General features: G+C 58.9%; 16 protein-coding genes and 2 pseudogenes. 12 read left to right on the forward strand and 6 right to left on the reverse strand.

Annotated features, from left to right (window positions below; genetic code table 11):
* Positions 1-113: 113 nt before the first annotated feature.
* Positions 114-1,475: a hypothetical protein gene (locus O9H32_RS10410; RefSeq protein ID WP_269865981.1), complete on the forward strand. Its 1,362-nt coding sequence runs from the start codon at positions 114-116 to the stop codon at positions 1,473-1,475.
* 139 nt (positions 1,476-1,614) lie between these two features.
* On the opposite strand, the gene O9H32_RS10415 is transcribed toward O9H32_RS10410, so the two are convergent.
* From O9H32_RS10415 to O9H32_RS10425, 3 genes and pseudogenes are all read right to left on the reverse strand, one after another.
* Positions 1,615-2,082 carry a zinc chelation protein SecC gene (locus O9H32_RS10415; RefSeq protein ID WP_269865982.1) on the reverse strand — a complete coding sequence of 156 codons (468 nt, stop codon included), beginning with the start codon at positions 2,080-2,082 and terminating at the stop codon, positions 1,615-1,617.
* 54 nt (positions 2,083-2,136) lie between these two features.
* Positions 2,137-2,226 (reverse strand): annotated as a pseudogene (locus tag O9H32_RS10420) (SEC-C metal-binding domain-containing protein); the annotation flags it as partial.
* Between the two features lie 69 nt (positions 2,227-2,295).
* Complete coding sequence (locus O9H32_RS10425; RefSeq protein ID WP_269865983.1) at positions 2,296-2,763, reverse strand: DinB family protein; 468 nt, start codon at positions 2,761-2,763, stop codon at positions 2,296-2,298.
* 221 nt (positions 2,764-2,984) lie between these two features.
* Between O9H32_RS10425 and xylA the strand changes: the two genes are divergently transcribed.
* From xylA to O9H32_RS10480, 11 genes and pseudogenes are all read left to right on the forward strand, one after another.
* On the forward strand, positions 2,985-4,298 hold the full coding sequence (gene xylA, locus O9H32_RS10430) for a xylose isomerase (RefSeq protein ID WP_269865984.1): 1,314 nt from the start codon (positions 2,985-2,987) through the stop codon (positions 4,296-4,298).
* Between the two features lie 247 nt (positions 4,299-4,545).
* Positions 4,546-5,289, forward strand: a complete 744-nt coding sequence (locus O9H32_RS10435; protein ID WP_269865985.1) for an NAD-dependent protein deacylase — start codon at positions 4,546-4,548, stop codon at positions 5,287-5,289.
* Positions 5,290-6,205: 916 nt separating this feature from the next.
* The gene (locus O9H32_RS10440; RefSeq protein ID WP_269865986.1) at positions 6,206-6,430 is read left to right on the forward strand and encodes a hypothetical protein; all 225 of its coding nucleotides are present in this window, start codon (positions 6,206-6,208) and stop codon (positions 6,428-6,430) included.
* Positions 6,431-6,649: 219 nt separating this feature from the next.
* A complete protein-coding gene (locus tag O9H32_RS10445; RefSeq protein ID WP_269865987.1) occupies positions 6,650-7,219 on the forward strand; it encodes a ribonuclease H-like YkuK family protein in 570 nt (189 codons plus the stop codon).
* Between the two features lie 75 nt (positions 7,220-7,294).
* Positions 7,295-8,713 (forward strand): RtcB family protein, encoded by a 1,419-nt coding sequence (locus tag O9H32_RS10450; protein WP_269865988.1) that lies wholly within the window; start codon positions 7,295-7,297, stop codon positions 8,711-8,713.
* A gap of 66 nt (positions 8,714-8,779) precedes the next feature.
* Positions 8,780-9,250, forward strand: coding sequence for a DIP1984 family protein (locus O9H32_RS10455; protein ID WP_269865989.1), 471 nt, complete (start codon positions 8,780-8,782; stop codon positions 9,248-9,250).
* A gap of 224 nt (positions 9,251-9,474) precedes the next feature.
* Positions 9,475-10,285, forward strand: a pseudogene (locus tag O9H32_RS10460) (TIM barrel protein).
* 25 nt (positions 10,286-10,310) lie between these two features.
* Positions 10,311-11,654: an amino acid permease gene (locus tag O9H32_RS10465; protein WP_269865990.1), complete on the forward strand. Its 1,344-nt coding sequence runs from the start codon at positions 10,311-10,313 to the stop codon at positions 11,652-11,654.
* A 94-nt stretch (positions 11,655-11,748) separates the two neighbouring features.
* Positions 11,749-12,762 (forward strand): SIS domain-containing protein, encoded by a 1,014-nt coding sequence (locus O9H32_RS10470; protein WP_269865991.1) that lies wholly within the window; start codon positions 11,749-11,751, stop codon positions 12,760-12,762.
* 63 nt (positions 12,763-12,825) lie between these two features.
* The gene (gene frlD / locus O9H32_RS10475) at positions 12,826-13,608 is read left to right on the forward strand and encodes a fructoselysine 6-kinase (RefSeq protein WP_269865992.1); all 783 of its coding nucleotides are present in this window, start codon (positions 12,826-12,828) and stop codon (positions 13,606-13,608) included.
* A 65-nt stretch (positions 13,609-13,673) separates the two neighbouring features.
* The gene (locus O9H32_RS10480; RefSeq protein ID WP_269865993.1) at positions 13,674-14,402 is read left to right on the forward strand and encodes a GntR family transcriptional regulator; all 729 of its coding nucleotides are present in this window, start codon (positions 13,674-13,676) and stop codon (positions 14,400-14,402) included.
* A 61-nt stretch (positions 14,403-14,463) separates the two neighbouring features.
* Here O9H32_RS10480 and O9H32_RS10485 read toward each other — a convergent pair whose 3' ends face one another.
* The 3 genes from O9H32_RS10485 to O9H32_RS10495 all read right to left on the reverse strand — a co-directional run bounded on the left by O9H32_RS10485 (position 14,464) and on the right by O9H32_RS10495 (position 18,078).
* Entirely contained in the window at positions 14,464-16,131 is a 1,668-nt protein-coding gene (locus O9H32_RS10485; protein ID WP_269865994.1) for a hypothetical protein, read from the reverse strand.
* A gap of 5 nt (positions 16,132-16,136) precedes the next feature.
* Positions 16,137-16,919: an ABC transporter ATP-binding protein gene (locus O9H32_RS10490; protein WP_269865995.1), complete on the reverse strand. Its 783-nt coding sequence runs from the start codon at positions 16,917-16,919 to the stop codon at positions 16,137-16,139.
* 160 nt (positions 16,920-17,079) lie between these two features.
* Positions 17,080-18,078 (reverse strand): ABC transporter substrate-binding protein, encoded by a 999-nt coding sequence (locus tag O9H32_RS10495; protein WP_269865996.1) that lies wholly within the window; start codon positions 18,076-18,078, stop codon positions 17,080-17,082.
* Between the last annotated feature and the right edge of the window lie 88 nt (positions 18,079-18,166).

An 18,166-nucleotide genomic window follows, 5' to 3' on the forward strand; every position in this document is an offset into this window, starting at 1 on the left:
GGAACTGATGGCCCGGACAAGCATCCCCCGGCCCGGCCCTATGGGATGGCGGCCAAGATTCCACGGCCCAACGTCCAGAGTACCGGTGCGGATGAAGATTTAACCAATGCGCGATGGGGAATACTCCTTATGGAGAAAGCGAAGATTCGGATAGCCGCTGCGGCGGCGAAGGCGGGTCTTCTTCGGACGATAAGGAGGAGAGGGCGCTGCGCAGATTGAAATGGATGGTCCCGGCGGCGGTTCTTCCGCTGCTCTGGGCCGGGAGTCCGGTACAGACGGAGGCTGAGCGTCAAGTGGGGGAGGTGGTGGGGACCGTGCTGTCGACGGATATCCGGGCCTACGTGAACGGACAGCTCATCCCTTCGATGAACATCGGCGGCTATACGGCTGTGGCCGCGGAAGACCTGCGCCGCTATGGGTTCGAGGTGGCCTGGTCGCCGCAGTCCCGCTCGCTGACGATCTACGAGACGCTGGACAAGGCGCTGCAGCCTCTGCCGGCCGGGCAGGCTGCGGGCACGGGCCCGCCTGTCGGGACCGTCATCGGGCAGGTGCTCCATACGGACATCCGGGCGCTCTACGCCGCAGCCTACGGCGATTCGACCGTAGCGTCGTATAACGTGAACGGGCGTACGGCTCTGCTGCTCAATGATCTGCAGCCGTTCGGGGATGTGATCTGGGACGCGGGGGAGCGGACGATCCGCTTCGATGCCCAGGGAGGAGCAGGAATCGGCAAGGTCCCGTGGCCGGTGGAGGCCGGCACTTCCTTCTCGGTCACGGCGGCCTCGGAGTACCGGTTCACCGTGGAGGTGCGCGGCCGGGCACACGAGGTGGACGGAGTGCCGCTCGGTTACGTCACGGAGAGCGGAGTGCCGCTGTACGACGTGATCCTGTTGGCGGAGCGTCTCGGGTATGCGATGACCCGGGGGCAGGACGGCTGGGAGGCGGCCAGGGGGCTGCACCGGTTCCGGCTGTCGCCGGATCTTACGCGTGCCGCGATCTATTGGGGCGGCGCGCCATCGGGAGCCTACACGATGACCCAGCCGCCGCTGCTGCTCGAAGACCGTCCGCATGCCTCGCTGCACGATCTGGTCCAGCTGTTCGGCCTGGCCTGCTGGTGGGGTGAGGAGGGGAGCAGGCTCGAGCTCCTGTGGACAGATTACCGGGTCCGGGACTTCGGCCTGCCGGCCGGGCCTCAAGGCAGCACGCAGCCGGTCCGTGCCCGGATCGAGGACTATGCGCCGCGCCGTTCCGAGCTGCCGCCGGTGGTGCTGTCGACAGCCAGGGAAGCGGACACGACGGCCGCGGCCCAGGGGATCGGCGTTCCCGCAGGCGAAGCGGTGAACAACCGGCAGAGCTCGGCGGCGGAGGTCTCGCTTCCGCTGGGATCGCAGGAGCAGCGGGTGAACGTCACGCTGCTGCTCGGACAGCGGCCTTTGTACAGGGGGAGCTATACGGTGCCGTCCGGAGGACGGTAGGCGGGGGCAGCGGCAGGTTAGTAAGGAAACTATTTAATAACCATAGGTTAAATAGTAGGGAGACAGCCTCCCTCATACCCGCATCCAATAAAAAAGACGAGGAAGCCGAAGCTCCTCGTCTTACAGTCGTTCATGTACCTTACACGCTTACCGCGAGCTCGGCGTCCATGAACTCCGTCAGCTGGTTCACGCGGGACGTGATCGTGCTGGCGGATACGCTATATCTTTCGGCCAATGCCGCTTTGGTGACCTGTGCGGAGCCCAGCTTCTGCGCGATACAGAATTCGACGGCTGCGGCGAAGACGCCGGTCTTGCGGACAGCCGGGGTCGTGCGGACCGTAAATTCGTTCCACAAAGCGACGGCGCCGCCGATCTCTTCTTCGCTGTAACGCCCGGTCATGCCTTCGGTCAGCTCGCGCGCGACTTCCTCGTACAGCGGATCGCTCCACTGCAGCGAGCTGCCTGCCGGTGCCTCTTCCACAGCAGCAGCGACAGGCGCAGCCTGCAGCTCGGCAGCCGCCGCAGGGGCCGGAGCGGCTTGCACGGAAGCAGCCTGTCCCGGTGCCGCCACCGCTTGGACCAATGCGGCCGACAGCACTTCTTTCAACGCTTCTGCCTGTAGGCGTTCCTGCGGTGAATGGCTGCCGCCCTGGTGTTTGTCCAGGCAGCACTTCTTATACTTGGATCCACTACCGCAGGGACAAGGTTCGTTTCTACCGATTTTCTTGATGGGTAACCCCTCCCGAAATATGAAACATAATCAATGCGTACTATTATACCAATTTCGGCGGTCCGGGGCTACACCAATATTTGGACGCTGCTACTTGCTTGCTACCGGGAGCACGCGGAGCATGGCCTTGAGGGTGCCGGCATGGTTGCTCTCGTGCATAATGATGGCCGTAAGAAGCTCGTCCGCCGTCACCATCGACAGGAAATTCTCATGGGCGGGCGCATCCATCCGCCCGGCGAATACGGTGCGCATCCGGCTAGTCTGCTCGTTCAGCTGGGCGGTCAGCGTGTCCCAGGCCGGCGGCTCCTGCGTCCACTCGGAAGGCCGGGTATTGTTATTGAAGAGCGGCCCGTAGATCTCGGGCAGCACAGGCGCCTCGCCCGTCAGCCGGAACAGGATGCCTTCGCCTACGGTGAGGATATGTCCCAGCTGCCATAGGATATGGTTGTTGAAGCCCTCAGGTATGACAGTGCGCTGATCCGGGGGACAAGTCGCTGCGGCCTGCAGGAACTGCGTCCGGACTCTCTCGACCAAGCCGAACAGGAATTCTTCTCTCATACGGAAATAGCCTCCATTCCACAATTTGGTATTTACTCTCCTATGGTACCGGACGATAGGCGGATATTCAACCTATGGGAGCATAAAATAAATACTTTGTTTATTGAATAGACAAAGTGCGGAGGAGGTGATATTCTATGGATAAGAACGCTTGCGCCGGAGGGATCAGCCAGGCAGCGAAGCGGCACAAATTCTAAGCCTAACCCGAGGAGGACTTACTTGTGAGTATTTTTAAGAATGTACCGAAGATTGCCTATGAGGGCCGTACGTCCGACAATCCGTTTGCCTTCAAGCATTACAATCCCGAAGAAGTGGTGCTCGGCAAAACGATGGAGGAGCATCTGCGCTTTGCAATCGCTTACTGGCATACGTACACGGCCAACGGCACCGACCCGTTCGGCGTAGGTACGATGGTCCGCTCCTGGGACAGCTACAGCGGCCTCGACCAGGCGAAGAAACGGGTGGAAGCGAACTTCGAGTTCCTGGACAAGATCGGCGCGCCGTTCTTCTGTTTCCATGACCGCGATATCGCGCCGGAAGGCGAGACGCTGCAGGAGACGAACAAGAACCTGGACGTCATCGTCGCTATGACGAAGGAATACATGCAGTCCAGCGGCAAAAAACTGCTGTGGAATACGGCGAACATGTTCTCGAACCCGCGGTTCGTCCATGGCGCCGGCACGACGAATAATGCGGATGTATTCGCTTACGCGGCAGCCCAAGTGAAGAAGGGCCTCGAAGTGGGCCTTGAGCTCGGCGCGGAGAACTATGTGTTCTGGGGCGGCCGCGAAGGCTATGAGACCCTGCTCAACACGAACATGAAGCTGGAGCTGGATAACCTGGCCCGCCTGCTGCATATGGCGGTGGATTATGCCAAGGAAATCGGCTTCGACGCCCAGTTCCTCATCGAGCCGAAGCCGAAGGAGCCGACGAAGCACCAGTACGACTTCGATGCGGCCACGACGATCGCGTTCCTGCAGAACTATGGCCTGAAGGAGCACTTCAAGCTGAACCTGGAAGCGAACCATGCGACGCTGGCCGGCCATACGTTCGAGCACGAGCTGCACGTGGCACGCATCAACGGCATGCTCGGTTCCCTCGACGCGAACCAGGGCGACACGCTCCTCGGCTGGGATACCGACGAGTTCCCGACGGATCTGTACTCCGCTACCCTGACGCTGTTCGAAGTGCTGAAGAACGGCGGCCTGGGCAAGGGCGGCGTGAACTTCGACGCCAAAGTGCGCCGCGGCTCCTTCGAAGACGAGGACCTGTTCTACGCGCACATCGCCGGCATGGACTCCTACGCCCGCGGCCTGAAGGCTGCAGCGAAGCTGGTAGAAGAGCGTATTCTCGACGATATCATCGATCACCGCTACCGCAGCTTCAACGAAGGGATCGGCGCCGAGATCGTATCGGGTAAGGCGACGCTGGCGTCCCTCGAGCAGTACGCGCTGCAGAACAACCCGATCCGCAACGAATCCGGCCGCCTCGAGCGCATCCGCGCAACGCTGAACGAAGTGATCTTCAGCGTATAAAGAGGGGAAGCAGCAGCCGGCCTGCGGAGTCGGACTCCGCCATACCGTTCCCATCCATAAGTTATCCATAAGCTATTATGAAGCCTCCTGCCCGCCCGTCCTCCGTTCCTCTAGGAGAGCGGGCGGGCTTTTGTCGCTTCGGCTGTCTGGGGCGCTCCGTCTCCGCTCCAGGCAGAAGCAGCCGGTGGAAGCATCTGGTATACTGGGGAGAGCAGCCTGACCCATCATGCGGAAGGAGGAAGGAACTATGGAGGAGTATAAGGAACTTCGTAAGCTGGTTGCGGAAAGCTCATCGATCGTGTTCTTCGGCGGGGCGGGGACGTCCACGGAAAGCGGGATTCCGGACTTCAGGTCGGCGCAGGGGTTGTTCGAGACACAGAAGGGAAGCCGCCATGCGCCGGAGGAGATACTGAGCCGGGACTTCTTCCTGTCGGATCCTCAGGAATTCTACCGCTTCTACCGTGCCCATATGGTTCATGCGGAGGCGAAGCCTAACCAGGCGCATCGGGCGCTGGCCGGCCTGGAGCAGGAAGGGCGTCTCCAGGCCGTGGTGACTCAGAATATCGACGGGCTGCATCAGATGGCGGGCAGCCGGAGAGTGCTCGAGCTGCACGGCTCCATCCACCGCAACTATTGTATGGACTGCCGCAAGTTCTTCGGTCTGCAGGCGGTGCTGGACGCAGAAGAGACTGTCCCCCGCTGTGACACCTGCGGCGGGATCATCAAGCCGGATGTGGTGCTGTACCAGGAGGGCCTCGACGAAGAGGTGCTGAGGGAAGCGGTAGAGGCCATCACGGCGGCGGACATGCTGATCGTGGCGGGGACGTCGCTGCGGGTGCATCCGGCGGCAGGACTCATCCGCTACTATACCGGCAGCAAGCTGGTCTTCATCAATAAGTCGGCCACACCGTATGACAGCGTGGCGAATTACCTCGTGCAGGACAGCATCGGCAAGGTGCTGGGCATCATGGGCGGCTCCAATGAAGTTTAGAACGGATGAGATCCAGTCCAAGTGAACACCCTCTTGACAAGAGGGGAAGAGACCCGTTAAGCTTGGGAACAACATAACTTGGGAATACCGAGGATACCGAAACCGGAAGGGAGTGCGGCACGATGAAGGCAAGGATCGGATGGGGAATGACGGCAATGACGTCCACGAATAATCCGGAGAAGTATGGGCGGAGTTTGGAATCCCAGCACCGTTACTTTGATTTGCCATCGCAGCCTGATGCCTGCCGGCCGCCGAACAGGGATTTCGGGTTACCTCTCAGGTAACCTGGGAAGGAATCCGCTCCTTACGGCTGCTGATCGGCACGCTCTCCCCGTGATAACAACTGGGGAGACTGCCGGAGGCAGCCGTTTTTTTGTATCCTTGATCAGATTATTTTAGTAAAAAAATCTAAATTTATAAAAATGTGGTTGACACCCGGCTGATCAGCGTGCTACGATGAGCAGCAAGTTAGCAGGCAGGCGTCAACGGATGCCGAAGAAACCGAAGCGAAGAAGGAGGATGAAGCCCATGAGAACGAATCAACCGCGGGAACCGAAGGATCTGATCAATGCTACTCAGTTACCGTCTCATGAGGAGAGCTGGAAGCTTCATCCTCCACGCAGCATTCCTATACCGTCGCGGTGTCCGGTTTACACGGGACACGCTTAAGCACGACCGGTATGTGTGAGGCTGCGGACCGCAGCCTTTTTCTTTTGCCCGGAGAGGGAGAGGAAGAAGGCGCGTCGCAGCTTTTTTTAATATATAAGAATTTATATCTCGCCAGGGCTCGATCCTGTATTCTTATATATCTCATAAACGCGCAACGTCCTGAAAGGACGGCGAAGCCGTTTATCTTGTTCCCTGCACCCGCTCTATCGATCGCAAGCCTTATATCCCCAGGAAAGGAGAGGACATCATGAAGAATTTTGAATCTACATTCAACGGCGAATCTTACCCGGAACGTCCGGCAGCGCAGACACTGCATCGTGAGCAGCTTCTGCGGAGATCAGGTACGCAGTCCCTGGGATCGCTGCGCTTAGACGAACAAGGGATGAGCTGGAATGATAGCAGCAGAGGCAGATGCACCACTTCGGATGCCCCTCCCGATCTTGGGGAGGGCCAGACTTCACCTACCTTGTAACCAAGGCGGGGAAGGATGACCGAAAGAAGGCAGCTGCCGATTCACCGCAGATTTCTTGTGCCTCCGGACCAAACGGGGGATAGGGGAGCGGGGAGAGGCAGCTTTTTTGGAATTCCGTAGTTTAGCGCTTTAAATCGTGAAAGCAAAAAATGTGAATCAATATACGCGAAAGGATGACAATGTACGAATGTACAGGTGACCATGATGAGAACTCGAAAGATGCGAACATCGATGGCGGACCCGCTCCGCTTTCACAATCTGACGGAGCAGGGGCTCGCCCCTGCCGATGTGCTGGACCGCATGCTGCGGTTCGCCGCACAGGACCCCCGTGCCGCATATGACCTCGTGATCGGCAGCGACAGCCAAGTACACCGCGGCCACACCAAGCTGGTGACCGGGATCATTCTTCACCGCCGGGGACGCGGCGCCTGGGCCTGCTGCCGGACCGTCGTGCTCCCGAGGGAGCTCACTTCGGTGAAAGAGAAGCTGAGCCTGGAGACGTCGCTCTCGCAGGAAGCAGCCTGGTGCCTGGAGGAGCTGCAGGCGGTAGAGAAGCTGGAGGATCTGCTGCTGCCCTATGTGTACCAGGGAGCCTCGCTGCGCACGTTCATCGATATTGATGCGGGGACGCATCCGGCGAAGAACAAGACCTCCCTCTATCTCCCGGAGATGGTGGAGCGGGTGAAGGCCATGGGTAGGTATGCCGTTCGCGTCAAACCGGATTCGTACGGGGCCTCCGCTTATGCGAACCGGTATACCAAATCGCCCGGTAGGGCTGCTTCGGGATAACGCCCGGGACGCATGCGGGAGCCGGAAGAATGAAGAAATCACATTGAGAAATCACATCGAAGGAGTACGAGGAACATGAACTGGAATCACAAGCAGCACGGGAACAATCATCACGAGATCGAGCTGGCGCACGGCAGCCTGCACGTCTTCGCGAACGATGAGGTATTCCCCACCTTTGAAGACCGCGTCTACGAGATGGCCGACAACAACCTGCGCATCTCGAGAAGCGTGCATATGAGCTACACGCCGGATGCCCACATCGGCATCGGCACCTGTATCGGGACCACGGCGGTCTGGGGGCTGAAGGACGGCTTCGTCTCCCCGTCGATCGTCGGGGTCGATATCGGCTGCGGGATGCGGGTGCATACGACTCCGCTGCATAAGCGGGACATTCAGGACAAAGGCGTCCGCCGGGCCCTGATCCGGGCGATCGAGAAGTATGTGCCGACGAGCGAGCGGAAGAATTCAAACTATGCGGACATCGACTTGATGGAAGTCGTGCAGCACGGCCTGAAGGGCCTGCCGGAGCGGTATGTGCCGGGGGAGCAGTGGCTGACGCATGTGGAGCAGGCGGAGTTTCCCTTTGACCCGGCGGCGCTGGCGGACCTGCCCGCGGGCATCCGGAAGAATGCGCACGGACAGCTCGGTACGCTCGGCAGCGGGAACCACTTCTGCGAGATCCAGTACCTTGAGATTGCGGAGGAGCACCGGGACACCGCATCGGCTTGGGGATTGTTCGACGGCCAGGTTGTCGTCATGATCCACTCGGGCTCGCGGGCTTGGGGAGCGATGCTCGGGCGCGAGTACACGCAGGTCATCAAAGCCTCGATGCACGTCTGGGGCGTATCGAACCCCGACCCGAACGTCATCTATGCGCCGATCGGCAGCAGAGAAGGGCAGACGTACCTGAACCTGATGAACTCGGCGCTGAACTTTGCGGTATGCAACCGGCACATGATCGCCTTCGGCGTACAGGAAGCGTTCCGCGAGGTGTTCGGCGAAGCCTTGGAGATGCCTGTTCTCTATGACCTCATGCACAACTATGCGCTGAAGGAGTTCCACCGGAACCAAGGCATGCTCGTCCACCGCAAAGGCGCGACGCGGGCACTGCCGCCGAAGCACTACATGAACACGCCGGCCTACATGGCCACAGGGCATCCGGCTCTGATCCCCGGATCGATGGGGACCTCCTCCTACATCATGGTAGGACGGGACGAGGGGATCAAGAACTTCTACTCGATCTGCCACGGCGCCGGCCGGCTGCGGTCCCGCCGGGCGACGAAGGAGGCGGTGACGGTGGATGAGTTCGAACAATCGATGAAGGTCGGCACCGAGGATGAGATTCTAATTAACCACCGGTCATTGGCTGCGATTCTCGATGAATGCCCGCAGGCTTACAAGGACGTGGACCAGATCATCGACAGCGTCGTCGGAGCGGGTCTTGCGGGTGTGGTGGCGAAGTGCAAGCCGATGGCGGCGATAAAAGGATTATAATTTGAAGTGGAAAATAGTGGAACAACGTCTAAGAGGTATAGACCTGACAGGAGAGGAGGGATTCTTATGAAACTGGCAGAAGCGCTGACGCTGCGGGACGACTGCCTGAAGCGCATCGAGCAGCTCAAGGTACGGCTGGCCCGCAGTACCAAGGTACCGGAAGGGGAGCTTCCCGGCGAGAAGCCGGAGGAGCTGCTCGGGGAACTGACGCAGACGCTCGACCGCCTGGAGTCGCTGATCACCGGCATCCACGGGGCGGATGCGGGGACGGCGTACCGCGGGGACGCTTCCCTGGCCGCCGTGCTGGCGGAGCGGGACATCCTGGCGATGCGCCGGACGGTCGTGCAGAGCGTCATCGATGCCGCCCGGGCCGAGCAGGCCCCCGGCGGCGCCCCAGCGGGGGCGAAGATCGTGCCGGCGGCGGGCATCGACGAGCTGCAGAAGCAGGCGGACGGCTACGCGGTGGCGTACCGGGAGCTCGATAAGCGGATCCGGGAGCTGAACCGGCAGGCGGAGGCTGTGACGATCGACGGGTAGCGCGACAGCGGGGCGGGTAAGACAAGGAACGGGATCGGCTGATTGCAGCCGGTCCCGTTTTTTTGTTGTACAGCCGGGCGCGGCAGGAAGCGGATATCCCTTTACACTCGGGCCAAGTCCCATTTTTACATCAAAGAAAAATAAGGATTGAAATATATGTAACTATTAGTTACAATACAAGACATAACAATTAAAAGCGTTTTCACGGAAAGGGGGTGAAGCCATTGAAAGCGGCAGGAATGAATATTACATTCAGACATGTACCCTTTGCGCACTTCATGGATGCCATGAGTGAGTTGGGCGTTGACCATATCGAGCTATGGGCCGGCGAGCCTCACTTGTATGTGTATCGCAGTATCCTCGGAAATATGAGAAGCGTCAGGAAACAAGTGCGTGCAAGAGGGATGAAGATCGTGTGCTACACGCCGGAGCAATGCATTTATCCTTACAATATCGCGGCGTCCGATGCGCATTGGCGGCACAAGAGCGTGGAGTATTTCATGGAAAATCTGTATGCCGCCCTGGAGCTCGGGACCGATACCATGCTGATCACATCCGGCATAGGGGACTTTGCGGCAGCGCCGGAGGAGTCGTGGAAGTATGCGCGCGAATCCATCTTCCAGCTATGCCGGATTGCCGAGCAGGAAGGCTTGACCCTGGCCCTGGAGCCGCTGACCCCATTCGAGTCGAATCTGATTACGGACGTCCGGGGGGTGAGGCGCATGATCGACGAGATCGGTTCTCCGGCGCTGCAGGGCATGCTGGACACCGTGGCTATGCAGCTGGCCGGCGAAGTGCCTGAAGATTACTTCGCTCTCCTCCCCAAGGTGTGCCATGTTCACCTGATCGACGGAGACGGGCGGTCCGATGCGCATCTGGCCCGGAGTACTGAAGTGGAGGGAGTACCTGGAGAGCCTTCGAAGCGGCGGCTACGAGGGAGCGTACACACTGGAGATTATGGGGCCCGGGTATTATCGGCATCCGAGGGAGGCCCTTGCGGGATCCATCGGCAAATGGAAGGAACTCGGAGTCTGACTAACTACTTGGGAGGAACTCTCTAATGAGCAATGGCGCACTCACACGAAAATTGGGTTTTTGGTCCGCCCTGGCCATCGCTGTCGGCACTACGGTGGGCTCCGGGATTTTTGTCTCTACCGGGGATGTGGCAAGAGCGGCGGGGACGCCTTCGATCTCGATTCTGGCCTGGATCATCGGCGGACTGATCGCGATTCCGCAGGTGATGGTACTGGCCGAATTGTCTACGGCCTACCCCCAAAATGGAAGCGGTTACGTATACCTGAACAAAGCGGGCTGGAGGCCCTTGGCCTTCCTGTACGGATGGGCGACGTTCTGGGCGCTCGATCCTCCGTCGATCTCGATCATGGCCTTGGCGATCGTTGCTTATCTTGCCAGCTTCTTCCCGTTCTTCGCCGGCATCGCAGGCAAGTTCTTAGGCGTGGCCATCATCTTGGCTATTACTTCGATTCATTACCGCAGTGTGAAGGAAGGGGGCCGGTTTCAAGTCATTATTACGGCGGTGAAGATCATTCCCTTCCTGATCGTGATTGTCCTCGGTTTGATGTACATGAACATGGACAACTTCGCTTTCGTCCCCGCGCCGGGGGCCCAGCCGACCAGCCTGATCGGCGGCGTATCCGCAACGACTTGGGCGTATACCGGGATGGCCGCCATCTGCTTCATGGCCGGCGAGTTCAAGAATCCCGGGAAGATCCTTCCCCGGGCCCTGATCAGCTCGGTGCTCATCGTACTGGCTCTGTATACGCTGCTTGCGGTATGTGTCACGGGCCTGCTACCGTTCCCCCAATTGCTGGACTCGAGTGCCGCCGTATCCGACGCGGTGAAGCATATTCCAGGGCTGTCCGGCATCGCATCGTCCTTCGTGGCGGTGACGGCGATCATTGTCATCCTGGGTTCCCTAAGTTCCTGCATTATGTTCCAGCCCCGGCTGGAGTATGCGATGGCCAAGGATGGGCTCTTCTTCCAGCGCTTTGCGAAGGTGCATCCCAAGTACGAAACGCCAAGCTTCTCGATTCTTGCCCAGGTCGCCTTTGCCTGCTTCCTGGTCTTCTTCAGCAACCTGACGGAGCTGCTCGGCTATTTTACGCTCATTCAATTGGTGATTAATATCCTCGACTTCGCTGCGGTATACAAGTGCCGCAAGCGGGACGACTACCAGCCGATCTACCGGATGCCTGTATGGAGAGTTACGACGGTACTCGCTATTCTCGGAGCGGCCTGGCTCGCATGGGGGACGTTCACCTGGGCTCCGGTCCAAGGCATGGTCGCCGCACTCATCGTTATCGCAACCGGACTGCCGGTGTACTACTATTGGGAGAAGAAGTACCGGTCAGCTGATGCGAAAGGCACCAATGTCGGGGCATAGCATTGCATGATATGTTATATATAGATATAATACAAGACATAACAAATAAATGAGATGTCGGAGATTCTGCTCCGATATAGGGAGGGGCTTGCAGATGTTACACTTTGACGAAAACCTATTCTTGAAGCTTGTCGAGGAAGAGGGTCTGGCTTTCCGGGGCCAGATTGAAGAGATCGTGGACGGGATTGCAGGGAGAGGGTACAGCAATCTCTTTCTGATCGGCGCCGGCGGAACGATTGCGATGATGTATCCTTACGAATATATCCTGAAATCGAGCTCCACGATCGATGTGCATGCGGAGATTGCAGCGGAGTTCATGGCGATGAACCACAAGCATTTGACCCGGGATTCCGTGTGTATCTTCACCTCCGTGTCGGGCACGACCCAAGAGACCGTGGCGGCGGCGGCGTACTGCAAAGAAAAAGGAGCCACCACCATCGCCTTGGTTGCGGAACCGGGTACGCCGCTGACCCAAATCGTAGACCACTGCATCACGACAGGTTCGGAGAAGCATTCCTTCGATACGTTCTTCATGCTGCTGTATATGGTGATCTTCCGCTTCATGTACAATCGTGGGGAGTTCCCGCAGTATGAGCGGTTCACGGAGGAGGTGGCCCTTCTGCCGCGTGCCATACTCCAGGCGGTCCAGGCCTTCGACAAGCAGGCGGAGGACTTCGCAATTCGTCATAAGGATACCGGTTATCATATGATGGTGGGCTCCGGCAACTTGTGGGGCAATACGTATTCGTACGCGATGTGCATCCTCGAAGAAATGCAGTGGATTCATGCCAAGTCGATTCATGCGGCCGAGTTCTTCCACGGCACGCTGGAGCTGGTGCTCGAAGATACGAGTGTCATCCTGCTCAAGGGCGAAGACGAAACCAGGCCGCTGGTGGAGCGGGTCGAGCGGTTCTGTGAGAAGATTACGAAGCAGCTTACGGTTATTGATACGGCCGACTTCGAGATGGCGGGCATTAGCGAAGAGTTCAGAAAACATTTTGCGGTAAGCATCAACTGGTCGGTGCTCAGCCGGATCAGCGTCTACCTGGAGCGGGAGAGAAATCATCCCCTGACCCTGCGAAGATACTACCGCCAAATGGAGTATTAAGATGATGCGGGCGCTGCTCCTTCGCAGTGCCCCTTCTCCAGGATCAGGGAAGGCGGGGACAAGATGAGAATCGTTACGGTCGGCGATAACTGTATGGATGTCTACAAGGCCAGCGGGAAGGCTTATCCCGGAGGCAATCCTGTGAATGTGGCGGTCTATGCCCAGGGCTTGGGCGCGGAGGCAGCTTATATCGGACGGGTCGGTACGGATCCCTATGGCGATATCATGATCCGGGCTCTCCGGGAGAAGGGGGTCGATACGACCCGCTTATTGCAAGTCGAGGGCGCAACAGCCGTCACATCGGTGGAAATGGAAGGGAATGACAGGAGATTCGGGGACTACGACGAGGGCGTGAATGCACAGCTATCCTTATCGGAGGAGGATATGCGCTTTATTCAAACGTACGAGCTTATCCATTCGGGAATCTGGGGGCATGCGGAGAAGTACTTCTCCCTGTTCCAAGAGAAGGGGCTGCTCACTTCGTTCGACTTCTCGGATAGGCTTCATCACGATCTGGTGACCGGCTTGCCGCCCTTCGTCGATTATCCGTTCTTCTCCTATTCCCAGGACGACGATACGATCCGCCAGCTGTTGAGGGAGGTGCAGGGTCGCGGGTCGCGGATCGCCGTAGCCACCCTGGGCGAGCAGGGCTCGCTTGCCTACGACGGAGAGCAATACTACCGGTGCGGGGCTGCGCAAGCGGACGTGGTAGATACGATGGGGGCGGGCGATTCTTTCATTGCCGGTTTTCTATATGGCATACGGCAAGGACTACCGGTGGGCGTATGCCTGGAGCTCGGCAGCCGGACGGCGGCGAAGACGATCGGATACTTCGGCGCATGGTGACTGGGATAGGCCATCAATGTATAATACATACTATATAATCATTGATGGATAAGGATGAATGCCGCATGAGTTTGAATCCTTCGACCCCCCAGCCGCTGTATATGCAGATCCGGCAGATGTTGAAGAAAGAGATTCAGCACGGAAGATACAAACCGGATGAGCAGATTCCGACCGAAGCGGAGCTCTGCGAGACGTATCAGGTCAGCCGGATCACCATACGAAAAGCAATAGAGGAACTGGTAAAGGAAGGGACGCTGACGCGCATTCCCCGCAGAGGCACCTTCGTTACATCGAATAAGTTCCACAATGAATTGCTTTCTGTTAGCGGTTTCTCGGAGTTCAGCCACCAACTGGGCATGATCCCGAACTCCCGGATCTTAAGAAGCGAGGTGATCGGGGCGGGGGAAGAGGTGGCCGGACATCTGCTGATCGAGGCGGGCAGCCCGGTATTGGAGCTCGAGCGGCTTATGTATGTCAATGACCGCCCACTCTTCTATGATATCGCGCATTATTCGCTGACGCGGTTTCCGGATCTCGAGAAGAAGATCGCGATGAACGAATCGACCTACAAAATCTTGGCAGAGGAATACCGGACGGAGATTGTGAGCAACGACAAAATCATCGGCGTGATCGGCGCGACCAAAGACTATGCCAAGTTATTGGAGTGCGATGTCGGAGCCAATCTGTTCCGCATCGTCAAGGTGGCTTTCGACGCGAACGACGAGCCGGTGCATCTCTCTACTTATATGTGCGAGACGAACAAGGTGAACCTGACGGTTCACCGGGCCAAATAGGCCATGCCGCAGAGGCATGGCCTATTTTTTTTGGCCCCGCAGTGGGAACCAGCCTCCAGCGCTAGCCGGCCCCGGTCCCCACGCCGTCTCCGGCGGCGGATGCCGCTGCAGGCGGCTTCCTTCCGAGGGCGCCCCATACCAGATAGTTGGCAGCGAGCAGGAGGACCAGATACAGGTAGAGGCCTCCGGTGAACAGGGTCGACAACCAGTGCACACCGGCGAAGGCGGCCAGGAGCAGCAGCATGGCCAGCGACTTCAAAGCTCCGTTCTTGGCCTCCGTGAAAGGGGCCGAGAAGGGGAGTCCCTTCATGAGAACCCGGTAACACAGGACGGCATACATGCAGAGGGTAAGCAGAACTGCCGCAAGGTGGGGCAGGATCCGGAGTCCGTAGACGGCCGTGAACAGAATCCCTTCCAGCAGGAAGAGGGGCAGCAGGAGCTTGGTTAACGCTGCCTTCAGCGTCCCTTTGTAGATGGCTCCATGATCCCGCAGCGGAACGGCCCCGTAGATCCATGCGCCTTTGTACGACCCCGAGTGGCCCAGCATCAGGATCAGGGTGGGAATCAGCATCGCACAGAAGTACATGGTGTAATATCCTGAGCCTGCCTTCATGGCGCCCCACCCATCACTCAGTGCGTTCTGCAGCGGGAAGATGAGCGGGAAGACCAGCGAGAAGCCGAGGGAAGGATAAACGTGCAGCTTAAACTCCCTCTCCGTGCCCATCATCCGGTACGCAAACCGGAAGAAGGCCTTCTCCTCCCGGGTGCGGCAGAGCAGGACAGAGGCCCACCCGGCTGCCGTCATTGCCCGGCGTGCAGGCGCCGCATGGGAGGCCAGTTTGACCAGGTGGCGTTCGAACGCCGGCATGCAGCGGAGATAGAGCAGGAGCGCGGCCGCCGGCACGAAGAGAGCCATCGCGGACAGCACGGGCAGGTAAGGCTGCTGCTCCCCCTGCAGCAGCCACCCGAACGGGGCGCCGAACCACAGCGGAGGGAGCAGAAGGCTCCACCATGCGGGTGCGAAGGATAGGCCCAGCGGGACGAGGACAAAGGCCCGGCTCACGAGCTGGTAGCCGACCATGATCGCAACCGAGAGCAGAATCTGCACCATGTTGATCAGATCCTTGAGCTTCTCCCCGTCGAACCACTGCAGGACGAGGAGATAGAGCAGCGCGGTCAGAACCAGGATGAGCAGGTCCGCCAGCACGAGTTCGGCCGCGAAGAGCAGAGCGAACGGAATGCCCCGGGCGAAGAGGGAGACGAGCAGCGGCGCCGCGGCGGTGGCCGCCGTCATGAGGGACATGTAGATCATGACATGCACGGCGCGGGCCATATGCAGGGTAGCCCGGTTCACGGGCCGGACGGCCAGCAGGGTGCGGTCCCGGGTATCGAGCAGGACGGAAGAGAAGTCGGAGATGAATGTGGAGGTGAGCAGGAACAAGAGCAGGGAGAAGACGATGCTCATTTGGACCATCCACGAGCTGCCGATGAAGAGGAACGGAACCATGACCAGCCCCATGAGCGCATAGAGTCCGAGCGACTTCAGGAAGTAGTTGTCCTCACCGCTGCCTTCCTTGCGGTTGGCATTCGTAAGGCTGCCCGGCACCCTGCGGCGGTCCATCGTCAGCTTGGCCTTCAGAATGAGACGCATGGCGGGATAGTCGACGCCGAACCGTTCGAAGACGCTCTTCATTCGGTCCAGTAAGCGCAGAGTCATGAATTCATCCATGTGCTTCACCCCTCCCGTACGAGCCCTGCGAACGCTTCGGCGATCCGCTTATGCTCATGGAACCCCGTCAGCTCGTTGAAGATCCCCTCGAGCGAGCGATCCTGCCCCAGCGCCTGCAGCTCCTCGAAAGAGCCGTCCGCGGCAATCCGTCCGTCATGGAGCAGCACGATGCGGGAGCTGATCTTCTCGACCACATCCATGATGTGGGAGGAGTAGAAGATCGTCTTGCCCTGCAGGGCAAGCTGGGCGAGCAGCTCCTTGACGATCATGACGCTGTTGGCGTCCAGACCGCTCAAGGGCTCGTCCAGGAAGAGAATATCCGGGTTGTGCAGCAGGCTTGAGATCAGCAGCACCTTCTGCTTCATCCCCTTCGAGAAGGAAGCGATCCGGGCGTCATACACCTCGAGCACCCCGAGAAGCTCCATGAGCTGCGCCGCCTTGCGGTCGGCCCGGTCCGCATCCAGGCCGTACAGCTCGCCCGTGAAGGTGAGATATTCCCTGGCCGTCAGCGAATCGTAGAGATCCGCGAGCTCGGGAACATAGCCGATGCTCCGTTTGTACTCGGCGTTCCCGGCGGCAATCTCCGTGCCTAGCACGCGGACACGGCCTGTGAAGCCTTCGGTGAGCCCGAGCAGGATCTTGACGGTCGTGCTTTTGCCGGCGCCGTTCGGTCCGATGTACCCGATGACTTCCCCTTGGTGGACTTGCAGTGAGATGCCCTTCAGGACCTGATGGCTGCCGTAGCTCATCCGCAAATCTTCTATAAGGATGACAGGATCGTGGTTCATAGGAGAGCCTCCTTCGATTGGAGATGGGTCATAGTAATGGTACCATAAAAGAGTGGTATATGGAAAAAAGTGGATCAACAGGAAGGCGGGAGGGGGATGCAATCCAAACAAAAACCGCCCGGAACCCGGACGGTTTTGGAAGCGCGTATGGTGTGGCCGCTTAGAATTTGTCGGCGTATTTGGAAATATCGTCAAGCAGCAGATTCGCCGCTTTGATATTGCCGGAGAGGTTCCAGATGATTTCGTCGACCTTGAAGTACTTGTTGTTCTTGGCTACGTTCAGGTTCTTGAACAGCGGGTCGTTCAGCCATTCGTCCGCCTGCTTCGTGCCGCCCTTCTTCTCGTCGTAGTCGGCGTTGAAGTAGAACATAACGTCGCCGTCCATATCGGCCATCCGCTCTTTGGTGATGACCTCCATGAATGCGTCTTTGTCCTGTGCAGCCGGACGGAGGAAGCCAAGGTCCTTCAGGATAATGCCGGCGAACGTGTCCTTCTGGTAGATGCGGGTAGCGCCCGGCAGGAAGCGGACGATCGAGACTTTGGACGAGATCTTGGAGCCGAGCTTCGCTTTCACAGCGGCTACATGTTTGTCGTAAGCGGCCATGGCTTTGTCGCCTTCGGCTTTCTTGCCCAGCGCTTCGGCATAGAGGGCGAAGTTCTGCTTCCACTTGCCGGAGAGCTCGGTCGACAGAACGGTCGGCGCAATGCCCTTCAGCTGGGCATAGATCTTCTCGTGCCGTACTTTATTGCCGATGATGAGGTCGGGCTTCAAGCCTGCGATGAGCTCCAGGTTCGGCTGCGTTTCGTCGCCGAGCTCCTGGACGCCCTGCATGGCGTCTTTAATATGCGGGAACCACGTGTCGCCGAGGCCGGACTTCACGGCGCCGATCGGCTTGATTCCGAGTTCCAGAGCGGCTTCGGTGCTCTCGTTCGTCAGCACGACGACGCGCTGCGGAATGCCCTTCAGCTCGGTTTCTTCCATGGCGTGCTTGATCTTGCGTACGCTGTCTGCGGCCGGAGCGGCAGCCGGGGCTGTCTTTGTCTCGCCCTTGTCGGCAGTGCCGGCAGTCGGTGCGGCGGTATTGCCGCAGCCCGCGGAGATGAGGGCCAGCGTCAAGCAGAGTGCGGCCGCAATCGGTTTGCTCTTACGGAAAAACATGATTTGGTTCCTCCCCCGAATCTGTCGGATCTTCTACGTATTTTTATCCGGAATGATAATCATTCTCGTTTATATTAAAGAGGACGAT

This window comes from Paenibacillus caseinilyticus (assembly GCF_027533645.1).
Lineage (GTDB): Bacteria > Bacillota > Bacilli > Paenibacillales > NBRC-103111 > Paenibacillus_G > Paenibacillus_G caseinilyticus.